This is a genomic window from Streptomyces viridosporus (genome assembly GCF_002078235.1).
Lineage (GTDB): Bacteria > Actinomycetota > Actinomycetes > Streptomycetales > Streptomycetaceae > Streptomyces > Streptomyces viridosporus.
The window spans coordinates 1-12,344 of the sequence record NZ_MSGP01000052.1 but is presented as its reverse complement, the minus strand read 5'-3'; the positions used below and the strand labels follow the sequence as shown (position 1 = coordinate 12,344).

Below are 12,344 nucleotides of genomic sequence, written 5' to 3'. Positions count from 1 at the left end.
GGTGCTGTGTCGTGCCGCCGTTCCGGGACGGCGGGCAGGCCCAGTACATCGAGCAGCCGGTCCCCGAGCAGGGCGCCGCGAGCACGGCGGCCACCCGCGCCTGGGCGCTGGAACGCCTCGGCGAACCGCTGGCGCTGGCCGATCTCGCCGCCCACGCCCGGATGAGCCTGCGGACCTTCGCCCGCCGCTTCGACGACGAGGTGGGCCTCAGCCCCGGCCGCTGGCTGACCCAGCAGCGCGTCGCCCGGGCCCGGAGCCTCCTGGAGTCCGGCGACCTGACGGTCGACCAGATCGCGGCCCAGGTCGGCTTCGCCACCGGCGCCTCACTGCGCCGGCATCTGCACGCCGCCATCGGGGTGACCCCGCAGGCCTACCGCCGCACGTTCCGCACGGTGCGTTGAACGAAGCGAACGCCCGTGTGCGGCAAGGAACTTGAGCTGCGTACGGGCGCGCTTCCCGCAGAAGCCGCCGGGCCCGGGACCCGACTGAATCCCGCGAGCGGGGATAGGTGTCACCTACCGGGCGGGGCAGGAGCGCCCCGCGCCCCGGACCCTGCGGAGGAGACATGGCACTGGTGACTGCGGGCGTCGTGGTGCTCGACTGCGCCGAACCCGAGAAACTGGCCGAGTTCTACAAGGAGTTGCTGGCGGCGGAGGCGGTCGACGCCAACGCCAACCGGGTGGAGGTCCGGGCCGCCGACGGCTTCCGCCTCGCCCTGCGCCGGGACGTCAACGCGACCGCGCCGAGCTGGCCCCGCCCCGAGAACTCCCTCCAGGTGCACCTGGAGTTCGTGGTGGACGACCTGGACGCGGTGGAACGCCGGATCGTGAGCCTCGGCGGCCGCCCGGTGGACACCGGCGACGCGTCCGGCCCCACGGGCGAACGCGGCTACGCCGACCCGGCAGGCCACTCCTTCACGGTCCGCCGAGGAGCGCCGACGGCACCCAAGCAGGGGTGACCCTCCGCCGCACGGCGCGGCGGTGCCGCACCCGCGACCGCCCCTTCCGGGCCGGTCCCGGGAGGGGCGGCCCGGAAGGGGCGGTCGCGGGCGGATCAGTCGCGGCCGCCCTTGTCGGGGGCCGGCCAGACACCGGTGGAGCGTTCGATGGCCTTGGCGCCCGCGCGGTCCACGGCGCTGCGCACCACCGCGAAGATGGCGCCCTGGATCGCCGCGGCCAGCAGGATCTCACCCCAGCGGCGGTCCCGGTCCAGCGCGTCGGGCGCGTTGTCCTCGTGCCGGATCATCTTCCAGGTCTTCTGGAAGGCGAGCCCCGCCACGGTGCCGCTCGTCCAGCCCAGCACGAACCCCACGGGCTTGTACGCCAGGGGGAGTTTCTTCTTCTTGCTCTTCTTCGCCACGTGGATCTCCTTGGTCCGTTTCCGTCGGTGGATGGGGTTCGGGGCGGTCAGGGACGGCCTCGGGCCGGGACCTCCTCGCCGGCCGGTACCGGTCCCGGCGGGGTCCCGTCCCCGAACGGCCGGCCGCCCAGCTCCTCGCGGTGATGGGGCGTCAGCCAGCCGGACAGGTCGGGGCCGAGCGGCACGACGCCGGACGGGTTGACCCCGGTGTGCACCTGGTAGTAGTGCCGCTTGATGTGGTCGAAGTCGACGGTGTCGCCGAATCCGGGCGTCTGGTACAGGTCGCGGACGTACGCCCACAGCACCCGGTTCTCCGTCAGCTTCCACCGGTTGCACTTGAAGTGGCCGTGGTACACGGCGTCGAACCGCACCAGGGTGGTGAACAGGCGGATGTCCGCCTCGGTAATGGTGTCGCCGACGAGGTACCGCTGCCCCTCCAGCCGGTGCGCCAGCCACTCCAGCCGCCGGAACACGCCCGCGCACGCGGCCTCGTACTCCTCCTGGCCGGTGGCGAAACCCGCCCGGTACACCCCGTTGTTGACGTCCTCGAAGACGTCCGCCGCCACCGCGTCGATCTCGTCGCGCCGCGCCCGCGGATACAGGTCGGGGGCTCCCTCGCGGTGCAGGGCCGTCCACTCGGTGGCGAGGTCCAGGGTGATCTGCTGGTAGTCGTTGGTGACGAGCCTGCCGCTGGGCACGTCCACGACCGCCGGCACGCTCACCCCGCCCGGGTAGTCCGTCTCCCGCCGGTCGTAGGCCTCGCTCAGGTACCGGATGCCGAGCACCGGGTCCCGGCCGTCCGGATCCAGGGTGAAGCGCCAGCTGCGGTCGTCCTGGAGGGGGTCGGCGACGGCCAGCGACAGCGCGTCCTCGAGCCCGAGCAGCCGCCGGGAGATCAGCGCCCGGCTCGCCCACGGGCAGGCGCGGCTGACGACGAGCCGGTAGCGCCCGGCCTCCACCGGCCAACCGTCCCTGCCGTCGGCGGTGATCCGGTCCGCGAAGTGCGCCTTCGAGCGTTTGAACGCCTTCCTGCCGTAGGAGCTGTTGCCGACGCCCCCGTCGTCGCGGGCCATGGTGGCCTCCTCTTCGCCGTGCGGATGTCCCTGTCACCGCGTTCCCCGTTTTCGGCGCTCGGCACGGTGTGACCGGGTCCGGCCGGGGCAAACGGCCGACGTGAGCACACGATCGGATCGTAGAACCCGAGTCACCGTGCTGGTGGCGCTCGCGGCCAATCTGGTGATCGCGGCCGCCAAGGCCGTCGGAGGCGTGGTCGCGGCCTCTCCCGCGTTGCTGTCGGAGGCGGCGCACTCAGTGGCCGACAGTCTGAACGAGGTGTTCCTGCTGGCCGCGCTGCGGCGCAGCCGGCGCCCGCCCGACCGGCGGCACCCTTTCGGGTACGGCAAGGAGCGGTTCTTCTGGTCGCTGCTCGCCGCCGTCGGCATCTTCGTGATGGGCGGCTGCTTCTCCTTCTACCAGGGCATCGACGCGTTCCGGAACGGCGAGGAGAAGAACCTCGACGGCTATGTGGCCGGACTGGTCGTGCTCGGTGTGGCGCTCCTCGCCGAGGGCGGTTCGCTGCTGCGGGCCCTGTACCAGGTGCGCAAGCAGGGCGGTACGGCCCAGGGGCTGCGCGATCCGGCGCTGCGCACGGTGGTCGCCGAGGACGGCACCGCGGTGGTGGGCGTCACCCTGGCCATCGTGGGCATGGGGCTCCACATGGCCACCGGGCAGGTGATGTGGGAGGCGGCCGCCTCGCTCGCCATCGGCGCGCTGCTGGTCTACGTGGCCTACCGGCTGGGGCGCGAGGCGCGCGACCAGCTGATAGGGGAGGCCGCGGACCCGGAGGCGAGCGGACGGATCCGGGCGCTGCTGCGGGCACAGCCGGAGATCGACAGCGTGGAGGCGCTGTTCACGATGAAGACGGGCCTGGACACCACGCTGGTGGCCGCCCGCGTCGATCTGGTGCCCGGCCTGGACAGCGAGCGGGTGGAGGAGGTCGCCGTGCGCATCAAGCGGTCCATCGCCGGCATGGTCCCCGAGGCGGAACAGGTCTTCCTCGACGTCACCGACCGGCACGCCCCCGACGCGCGGGAGGCATGGGAAAGCCCCGCCGCGACGGGGGAACGCGGCGGGGCCTGACCCACGCGTGCCCGGCGGCCGGCGCTTCATGCACACCGCACCGCGGGAAATTCCTCCCGGCCGCCGCTCCCCGGTCCGACGGGGCCCGATACGGTCCGGCCCGGCCCGAACGGAAGACCCTAGGCCGGAGCGACGGCCATCCGCGCCGCGAGGGCCACCATCACCCCGCTCGCCACCAACGCGGTCACCAGGCGCCCCCGGTGACCGGTCAGCGCCCGCCCCAGCAGGGCGCCGCCCCCGGCCAGCAGCACCTGCCAGCTCGCGGACGCGGCGAACGCCGCCGTCACGAACACGGTCTGCTCCGCGGCACCGACCGCCTCTCCGCTCCGGGAGCCGAGCACGAGCGCCGCGAAGTAGACCACGGTGGTGGGGTTGAGCAGGGTGATCCCGAGCAGCGCCAGGTACGCCCGCGCGGGGCTCGGGGGAACGGGGTCGGAGCGGGTGGCGAGCCGGTGGCCGCGGTACTGCCGTACCGCGGTGGCCGCCGCCCACGCCGCCAGCGCGAGCAGCACCAGTACGCAGACCCAGTGCAGCGGCCGCATCACGGGCCGCAGCACCGACGCCAGGGCGGAACCGCCGACCGTGGCCGCGAGGGCGTACAGCCCGTCGGCCGTGGCGATGCCGAGGGCCGCGCAGACCCCGGTGCGCAGGGAGGTGCGGGCGGTGAGGGAGACGAGATAGGTCCCGACGGCACCGACGGGGACGGCGATGCCGTACCCGGCGAGCAGCCCCGCGACGAGGGCGGCCGTCATGAGCGCGGCGGCGTCGGTCCTCCCCGCGGGCCGCACTGCCGCTGTCGGCCCGCGGCAGGGGCGGTGTCGGACAGCGGTACCGGGACGCGGAAGGGACGCATGGCCGGATCCTGGGGCCGGACGCCCGGAAGGGCAACAGGTTTTCGCGAGGGTGCGCGGGAGGCCCCGGCGGTGCAGGCCAAGCCGCCCCCGTCCGGCCTCAGGCCGCCCGCAGCAGCAGGACCGCCGCCTCGCGGGCCCGGGCCGCGGGCTCCGTGGTGCGTGTGATGCCCGCGGTGACCATCGCCCCCTCGGCCAGCAGGTACAGCTGCCCGGTCACGGTGCCGGGCAGCCCGGCGTCGGCGACGAGGCGGGCGAGGTACGCGCGGAACGCCTGCTTGTGCGCCCGGACCTGGGCGACCACGCGGGGGGAGGTGGCGCCGAGCTCTCCGTGGGCGTTGATCCAGGCGCAGCCGCGGAAGTCCGGTTCGGCGAACCACTCCTCGAGCCGGTCGAAGACGGCCAGGACGCGCCGCTCCGGGTCCTCGTACCGGTCGACATGGGCGGCGAGCCGCTCGCGCCAACGTGCGTCGCGCCGCTCCAGATACGCCTCCACCAGCAGTTCCTTCGAGGGGAAGAGCCGGTAGAGCCGCTTGAGGGAGACTCCGGACGTGCCGCGCACGTCGTCCATGCCGACGGACCGCACCCCGCGCCCGTAGAACAGCTTCTCCGCGGCGTCCAGTGCCCGCTCGCGGGCGGCTGCGCTGTCCATGGACCGACCACTCCTTGACGTGAGAACGAGCGTTCTCCTACGGTAGCAAGCCCGGGGAGAACGCGCGTTCTCCCCGTCTCCTTCCCGGCCGCCCCTTCCCAGGGAGACACCGTGACCGCTCGCCCGCCCCTGCCCCCGTTCACCCGCGAGACCGCCGCGCAGAAGGTCCAGGCCGCCGAGGACGCCTGGAACACCCGCGACCCGCACCGGGTCGCCCTCGCCTACGCGCCGGACTCGGTGTGGCGCAACCGCGACACCTTCGTCACCGGCCGCGCCGCGATCGTCGAGCTGCTGACCGCCAAGTGGGAGCGCGAGCGGGAGTACGCGCTGCGCAAGGACCTCTGGGCCTTCGACGGCAACCGCATCGCGGTGCGCTTCCAGTACGAGTGCCGGGACGCCGACGGCCAGTGGTGGCGCTCCTACGGCAACGAACTGTGGGAGTTCGACGAGCAGGGCCTGATGACCCGGCGCGAGGCGAGCATCAACGACGTACCGATCGCCGAGCGGGACCGCCGCATCCTGGGACCGCGCCCCGACGCGGAGCGGGGCCGCGGCCTTCCGCTCCGGTGATCCGGTGCTCCGGTGAGGGCAGCGGCCCTCGCGGGCGCCGGGGGAGTGGCTAGGGTTTCCGGGTGACCGAACTGGCCGAGCAACACGGAAAACCCTTCCTCTACGTCGTGGTCTGCGCCGCCGGAGTCGCCGCGGACGTCAGCAAGCTGATCACCTCCGCGCAGGAGCGGAACTGGGAGGTCGGCGTCATCGCGACACCGGTCGCCCTGAACGGCTTCTTCGACACCACCGCCGTCGAGGCGCAGACGGGCCGCCCGATCAGGTCCGCCTGGCGCACCCCCGGCGAGCCGCGCCCCTTCCCGGCGCCCGACGCCGTGGTGGTCGCGCCCGCCACCTTCAACACCCTCAACAAGTGGGCGGCCGGCATCGCGGACACCCTCGCCCTCGCCACCCTGAGCGAGGCCGCCGGCCTCGGCGTGCCGATCGCCGTCCTGCCGTGCGTGGCCGACGCGCTGGCGGCCCACCCCGCCTACCGGGAGAGCCTGACGCGGCTGCGCGGCATGGGCGTGCGCTTCGGCGATCCGTACGCCGGGCAGGAGGAACCGGGCGGCGAGCGGCCGGAGTTCGGCTGGGAGCGGGCCCTGGACCTCGTGCGGCGGGACTGACGTCCGGCCGGCCCGAGGGCGTTCTTACAACTCGTCCGTCAGGGCCATCTCCGCCCAGATGGTCTTGCCGTCGGTCGTGTGCCTGCTGCCCCAGCGCTGGGTGAGCTGCGCGACCAGCAGCAGTCCCCGGCCGCCCTCGTCCCAGGTCCTGGCCCGCCGCAGGTGCGGGGCCGTGTGGTTGGTGTCGGACACCTCGCAGATCAGCGTCGAGGCGTCGTGGATCAGCCGCAGCCGGATCGGCGGGGCCCCGTACCGGATGGCGTTGGTGACCAGCTCGCTCACCACCAGCTCGGCGGTGAACGACACCTCGGTCAGTGCCCAGTCGGCCAGTTGGTCGAGGACCTGCTTGCGGATGGGGGCGACCAGCGCCGGATCGGAGGGGATGTCCCAGGTGGCGACCTGTGACGCCGACAGCCCGTGGGTCCGGGCCAGCAGCAGGGCCGCGTCCTCGGGCGTGCCGCCCGGCGGGAGCAGGGTGTGCAGGACGCGGTCGCAGGTCTCGTCGAGCGAGCCGGAGGCGTTCGACAGCGCCTCGCGGAGCATGGCCTCGCCGGTCTCCGCCTTCCGCGTGGGGGACGTGATCAGCCCGTCGGTGTAGAACGCCAGCACCGTGTTCTCGGGCAGCTCGAACTCGGCCGACTCGAAGGGCAGTCCGCCCGTGCCCAGCGGCGGACCGGAGGGCAGGTCGAGCTGACGGGCCGGGCCGCCCGGCGGGATCAGCACCGGTGTGGGGTGTCCCGCCCGCGCCAGGGTGCAGCGCCGCGACACCGGGTCGTACACCGCGTACAGACAGGTCGCGCCGACCTCGCTGGGACTCGTGTCGCTGCCCCACTCGTGCGACAGGTGCTGGGCCAGGTCGTCGAGGTGGGTGAGCAGTTCGTCGGGGGCCAGGTCGATGTCGGCGAGGGTGCGTACGGCGGTGCGCAGCCGGCCCATGGTCGCGGAGGCCTGGATGCCCTGGCCGGCGACGTCCCCGACCACCATGGCCACCCGCATCCCGGACAGCGGGATCACGTCGAACCAGTCGCCGCCCACACCGGAGCGCGCGGCCGGCCGGTAGCGGGTGGCCGCCTCCACGGCGGCCGTGCGCGGCAGGGTGCGGGGGAGCAGGCTGCGCTGGAGCGTGAGGGTGGTCTCGCGTTCGCGGGAGTAGCGGCGGGCGTTGTCGATGCAGACGGCGGCGCGCGCGGTGACCTCCTCGGCCAGCAGCACGTCGTCGTGGGTGAAGGGGTCGGGGTGATCGAAGCGGGTGAAGGCGGCGACGCCGAGGGTGATGCCGCGCGCCTGGAGCGGGACGGACATCATCGAGTGGATGCCGAACTCCCGGATCTGCCGGGCACGCGCCTCGTCCACCGCGAACCACGGGTCGAGGTCGCCGGACTCCACCGAGGCCACGATGCTGTGGCCCGCGATCAGCGAGTCGGCCTGGGGCGCGGTGGCCGGGTAGACCACCACCTCGCCCACCTCGGCGACCGACTCGGGGCTGCCCGGGACGAGGGAGTGATGGGCGGCCCGGCGCAGCGAGACCGGCGTGGTCAGCGGGTCGGCGGGGTCGGCGCCGGGTTCCTCGGGCTCGAGCAGGTCCACGCTGATGAAGTCGGCGAGCGCGGGCACGCACACCTCCGCCAGCTCCTGCGCCGTACGGGTGACGTCGAGGGTGGTGCCGATGCGGCTGCTGGCCTCGTTGACCAGTTGCAGCCGCTCCCGGGCCCGGAACTGCTCGGTGAAGTCGTGGGCCGTCACGCACACGCCCCGCACCCGGCCGGAGTCGTCGGTGAGCGGCGCGAGCCGGGCCAGCCAGGCGTGCGAGCGGTCCTCGCCGGTGGCCTTCATGTGCGTCTGCATGTCGTGCGGCCGGCCGGTGCGCAGCACCCGGCGCATGTGCTGCTCCAGCTCGGAGTGCTGGGGCCGGCCGCCGATGTCGGTGGGCCTGAGCCCCCGCAGGTGGTCGGCCGGGAGACTGAGGAGGTCCGCCATGGCGTCGTTGATCCCGCGCAGCCGCAGCCGGTCGTCGAAGACCATGGTGGCGCAGGGCGACTGGAACACCGCCCGTCTGACCAGCGGATCGTCGGGCAGCGCGTGCTCCGTGACCTTCAGCGGGGCGACGGCGAGCCAGTCACCGGGACCGCCGTCCGTCGACTGCCGCCAGTGGGCGAGCACCCACACGGTGACGGTGCCGCCGCCGCGGTGCCGCAGCGAGAGCGAGCCGCTCCAGCGGGCGTCGACCGGGGGGCGGGGCACGCCGGTGAGGTCGGCCAGCAGCTCGACGGCCGGGCGGCCGACGACCTCCTCGGCCGTGTGTCCCAGCAGCAGGCACGCGCCCTCGCTCCACCGCGTGAGCGTGCCGTCGGCGGCGATGACGGCCCGGGCCGTCACGGCATCGTCGAACGGGTCGTCCGGCCTCATCGTCGCCACTCCATCGCGCACACTCACCGTGAACCGGTGTATCGCCTGAGTTCCAGCCTAGTGCGTCACGGCCCGGCGTGGAGCGGAACCCCCCGCTCGGCCGCACGCCCCGTGCAGTCCCGTCCCCACCGTTGACGGAGTGTCACTCCTGCCACAACCATGGTCTGCGTACAGGACATGGGAGCGCTCCCATAACGGGTGCGTCCCTTCCCGCGCCACCCGCACCTCCCTCAGAGGAGCCCAGACGTGAAAAGACGCAGAACCGCCCTGCTGTCCCTCACCGGCCTGCTGGCGGCCGCGCTCACCGCGCTGCCCGCCGCGCCCGCCGGGGCCGACGAGGTCGAGCAGGTCAGGAACGGCACCTTCGACACCGGCATCGACTCCTGGTGGGCCTCGGCGAACGTCACCGCGGGCCCGTCCGACGGCCGCCTGTGCGCGGAGGTCCCCGGCGGCACCGCCAACCGCTGGGACGCCGCCGTCGGGCAGAACGACATCACGCTGGTGAAGGGGGAGTCGTACCGCTTCTCCTTCGCCGCGGACGGCTCGCCCGCGGGGCACGTCGTCCGGGCGATCGTCGGCCTGTCGGTGGCCCCGTACGACACCTACTACGAAGTCACCCCGCAGCTCGGCGTCTCCGGCGACACGTACACCTACACCTTCACCTCGCCCGTCGACACCACCCAGGGACAGGTCGGCTTCCAGCTCGGCGGCAGCGCCGACCCCTGGCGGTTCTGCGTGGACGACGTCTCCCTGCTCGGCGGGGTCGCGCCCGAGCCGTACGTGCCCGACACCGGGCCCCGGGTCCGCGTCAACCAGGTCGCCTACCTGCCCGCCGGGCCGAAGAACGCCACCCTCGTCACCGACGCCCGCGAGCGGCTGCCCTGGCAGCTGAAGGACGCCGGCGGCAAGGTGGTCCGGCGGGGCTGGACCGCGCCGCGGGGGGTGGACGGCTCCTCCGGGCAGAACGTCCACACCATCGACTTCGGCGCCCACCGGGCGCGCGGCACCGGCTACACGCTCACCGCGGACGGCGAGACCAGCCGGCCCTTCGACATCGACGCGCGCGCGTACGAGCGGCTGCGGCTGGACGCGGCGAAGTACTACTACACCCAGCGCAGCGGCACCCCGATCCGCGACGACCTGCGCCCCGGCTACGGCCGCCCGGCCGGACACGTGGACGTGGCCCCCAACCGGGGCGACGGCGCGGTGCCCTGTCAGCCCGGCGTCTGCGACTACACGCTGGACGTCACCGGCGGCTGGTACGACGCCGGCGACCACGGCAAGTACGTGGTCAACGGCGGCATCAGCACCTGGGAGGTGCTCAGCACCTACGAGCGCGCCCGGCACGCCCGCACCGGACGGCCGGACAGGCTCGGCGACGGCACCCTGGACATCCCGGAGAGCGGCAACAAGGTGCCGGACATCCTCGACGAGGCCCGCTGGGAGCTGGAGTTCCTGCTGAAGATGCAGGTGCCCGGGGGAGAGCCGCTGGCCGGCATGGCCCATCACAAGATCCACGACGAGCAGTGGACCGGGCTGCCCCTGCTGCCGAGCGACGACCCGCAGAAGCGGGAACTGCACCCGCCGACCACCGCCGCCACCCTGAACCTCGCGGCCACGGCCGCCCAGGCGGCCCGCCTGTACCGGCCGTACGACAAGGAGTTCGCCGCCCGGACGCTGACGGCCGCACGCCAGGCGTGGAGGGCGGCCCTCGCCCACCCGGAGCGGTACGCCGACCCGGACGACGGCATCGGCGGCGGCGCCTACCCCGACGACGACGTCACCGACGAGTTCTACTGGGCCGCGGCCGAGCTGTACCTCACCACGGGCGAGCGGCAGTTCGAGGAGTACGTGCTGAACTCCCCGGTGCACACCGCCGACATCTTCGGCCCCCTCGGCTTCGACTGGTCGCGCACCGCGGCGGCCGGCCGGCTCGACCTCGCGACCGTGCCGAACAAGCTGCCCGGCCGGGACAAGGTCCGCCGCTCCGTCGTCCAGGGCGCCGACCGCTACCTGGCCACGCTGAAGGCCCACCCGTACGGCATGCCGTACGCACCGGCCGGCAACGTCTACGACTGGGGCTCCAGCCACCAGGTCCTCAACAACGCGGTCGTCCTCGCCACCGCCCACGACCTCACCGGCGCCTCGAAGTACCGGGACGGCGCGCTGCAGAGCATGGACTACGTCCTCGGCCGCAACGCGCTGAACATCTCGTACGTCACCGGCTACGGCGAGGTCAGCGCGCACAACCAGCACAGCCGCTGGTACGCCCGCCAGCTCGACCCGAACCTGCCGAACCCGCCCGCCGGCACCCTGTCCGGCGGACCCAACTCCAGCATCCAGGATCCCTACGCCCAGTCCAAACTCCAGGGCTGCGTCGGTCAGTTCTGCTTCATCGACGACATCCAGTCCTGGTCCACCAACGAACACACCATCAACTGGAACGCCGCCCTGACCCGCATGGCGTCCTACGTGGCCGACCAGGGGTAGACGCCGGGCCGGCGGCCGAACGGCCGCCGGCCCGCCGCAAGGCGGCAGCGAGGGGCGCGCCTGTGACGCACCTCTCGTCCCGGCCTCCGGTCCTCTCTCGTTAGGTACCGCTCGATATGCCGTCTGACCTGCGGGTATTTACGCGCCAGTACCCGAGCGGTACCGTAGGGGCATGCCTGCTCTGAATGTGGAGTTCAGCGACCGCGAACTGGAGGACCTGCGGCAGATCGCCAAGGAGCGCGGTACGTCCATGAAGGCGCTCGTGCGGGAGGCGGCCGCGGCCGACATAGCCCGCCACCGGGCGCTGCAGGAGGGCGCGGAGGCGTTCCGCCGCTTCTTCGCCTCCCACGCCGACGAGTTCGCCGCCGCGTTCCCGGACGACGAGCCCCCGGCCAAGGGCGAGGGGCGGGCCGCCTGACCGATGGCCCCCGTCCTGCACATCGACGTGCCCTGGCTGCTCCAGCGGCACGAGGAGGTCCTTCCGGACCAGCCCAGCATCAACGACTTCTCCGCGCTGGTCGCCGCCGTCGCCCGGCACCGCGTCGACCCGCCCCGCCTCGGCGTGGACTCCGACCCGGCCTGGCGGGCCGCGGCCCTGCTGCACACCCTCGCCGTGCTCCGGCCGCTGCCGTCGGCCAACGCCCGCTTCGCCTGCGCCACGGCGGTGGCGTACATGTTCGTCAGCGGCGTCGGCATCGACCCGCCCTACGGCGCCCTCGTCGACCTCGCACGCGACCTGATGTCCGGTACGACGGACGTCTACGGCGCGGCGGACCGGCTGCGGTCCTGGCAGATCTGAGGGAGGCGCGGCCCCCTCCGGAGCCGCCGACGAGAGGCGGGGGAGCGGGGGCCGGCGGCCGTGCGCGCAGTGGAGCCGCCGTCCTGTGCGGTGCCCCCCGGGAAGGGCCGCGACCGGTCGACCGCGCCCCGGCGCGCGCCGGGGCGCCCCTTTTGCCGCACCGGATGTGAACCGGGGGAAAACCCAGGTCGAAAGCCGGTGCGAGGGGGCGTGGGCCACCCTCCCCTTTCTGACTTTCTGTCAATGCGCAGATCTTGCTCAGCCGCCTTGTTGCTTCTGCGCGGGTTGTGCGAGAGTGAGCCACCCGTGCGGGGGGTAAAGCCGGGGTCGCACGCCAGTCGATGAACCGGGTCCGATGCGCAGTCGGTGAATTCGCCCCCGCCGCGCCAAAGAGGTATAAACCATTCGGCTTCCCTTTTCGGCGTCGGAACATCTGATTCACTGCGCGTGGGAAAGGAACCATCTCAGTGCCG

13 protein-coding genes are annotated in these 12,344 nt (G+C 73.3%); 8 read left to right on the top strand and 5 right to left on the bottom strand.

What is annotated here, in order from left to right; all coding sequences use genetic code 11:
* Both B7L92_RS03860 and B7L92_RS03855 read left to right on the top strand, forming a co-directional pair.
* A partial coding sequence (locus B7L92_RS03860) for a helix-turn-helix domain-containing protein (protein WP_143626231.1) occupies nt 1-401 on the top strand: 401 nt, incomplete at its 5' end.
* A gap of 164 nt (nt 402-565) precedes the next feature.
* A complete protein-coding gene (locus B7L92_RS03855) occupies nt 566-958 on the top strand; it encodes a VOC family protein (protein WP_081236077.1) in 393 nt (130 codons plus the stop codon).
* Between the two features lie 95 nt (nt 959-1,053).
* On the opposite strand, the gene B7L92_RS03850 is transcribed toward B7L92_RS03855, so the two are convergent.
* Nucleotides 1,054-1,359 carry a DUF4235 domain-containing protein gene (locus tag B7L92_RS03850; RefSeq protein ID WP_004979470.1) on the bottom strand — a complete coding sequence of 102 codons (306 nt, stop codon included), beginning with the start codon at nt 1,357-1,359 and terminating at the stop codon, nt 1,054-1,056.
* Nucleotides 1,360-1,406: 47 nt separating this feature from the next.
* Nucleotides 1,407-2,432, bottom strand: a complete 1,026-nt coding sequence (locus B7L92_RS03845) for a glutathione S-transferase family protein (protein ID WP_081236076.1) — start codon at nt 2,430-2,432, stop codon at nt 1,407-1,409.
* Here B7L92_RS03845 and B7L92_RS03840 point away from each other — a divergent pair.
* On the top strand, nt 2,431-3,498 hold the full coding sequence (locus B7L92_RS03840; RefSeq protein WP_438363943.1) for a cation diffusion facilitator family transporter: 1,068 nt from the start codon (nt 2,431-2,433) through the stop codon (nt 3,496-3,498). The two genes, B7L92_RS03845 and B7L92_RS03840, sit on opposite strands and share 2 nt — an antisense overlap.
* 119 nt (nt 3,499-3,617) lie before the next feature.
* Here B7L92_RS03840 and B7L92_RS03835 read toward each other — a convergent pair whose 3' ends face one another.
* Together B7L92_RS03835 and B7L92_RS03830 are read right to left on the bottom strand one after the other, a co-directional pair.
* Nucleotides 3,618-4,250 carry a LysE family transporter gene (locus tag B7L92_RS03835; RefSeq protein ID WP_081236074.1) on the bottom strand — a complete coding sequence of 211 codons (633 nt, stop codon included), beginning with the start codon at nt 4,248-4,250 and terminating at the stop codon, nt 3,618-3,620.
* 199 nt (nt 4,251-4,449) lie between these two features.
* Nucleotides 4,450-5,001, bottom strand: coding sequence for a TetR/AcrR family transcriptional regulator (locus tag B7L92_RS03830; protein ID WP_081236073.1), 552 nt, complete (start codon nt 4,999-5,001; stop codon nt 4,450-4,452).
* Between the two features lie 111 nt (nt 5,002-5,112).
* Here B7L92_RS03830 and B7L92_RS03825 point away from each other — a divergent pair, with 111 nt between their 5' ends.
* Complete coding sequence (locus tag B7L92_RS03825) at nt 5,113-5,571, top strand: nuclear transport factor 2 family protein (protein ID WP_004979464.1); 459 nt, start codon at nt 5,113-5,115, stop codon at nt 5,569-5,571.
* 62 nt (nt 5,572-5,633) lie between these two features.
* Nucleotides 5,634-6,176 (top strand): flavoprotein, encoded by a 543-nt coding sequence (locus B7L92_RS03820; RefSeq protein ID WP_081236072.1) that lies wholly within the window; start codon nt 5,634-5,636, stop codon nt 6,174-6,176.
* A 24-nt stretch (nt 6,177-6,200) separates the two neighbouring features.
* On the opposite strand, the gene B7L92_RS03815 is transcribed toward B7L92_RS03820, so the two are convergent.
* Nucleotides 6,201-8,582: a SpoIIE family protein phosphatase gene (locus B7L92_RS03815; protein WP_081236071.1), complete on the bottom strand. Its 2,382-nt coding sequence runs from the start codon at nt 8,580-8,582 to the stop codon at nt 6,201-6,203.
* 246 nt (nt 8,583-8,828) lie between these two features.
* Between B7L92_RS03815 and B7L92_RS03810 the strand changes: the two genes are divergently transcribed.
* The 3 genes from B7L92_RS03810 (at nt 8,829) to B7L92_RS03800 (ending at nt 11,871) form a co-directional block, all read left to right on the top strand.
* Nucleotides 8,829-11,072 (top strand): glycoside hydrolase family 9 protein, encoded by a 2,244-nt coding sequence (locus tag B7L92_RS03810; RefSeq protein ID WP_081236070.1) that lies wholly within the window; start codon nt 8,829-8,831, stop codon nt 11,070-11,072.
* Between the two features lie 172 nt (nt 11,073-11,244).
* Nucleotides 11,245-11,490, top strand: coding sequence for a hypothetical protein (locus B7L92_RS03805; protein WP_004979459.1), 246 nt, complete (start codon nt 11,245-11,247; stop codon nt 11,488-11,490).
* Between the two features lie 3 nt (nt 11,491-11,493).
* Nucleotides 11,494-11,871, top strand: coding sequence for a toxin Doc (locus B7L92_RS03800; RefSeq protein WP_081236069.1), 378 nt, complete (start codon nt 11,494-11,496; stop codon nt 11,869-11,871).
* The last annotated feature ends 473 nt before the right edge of the window (nt 11,872-12,344 follow it).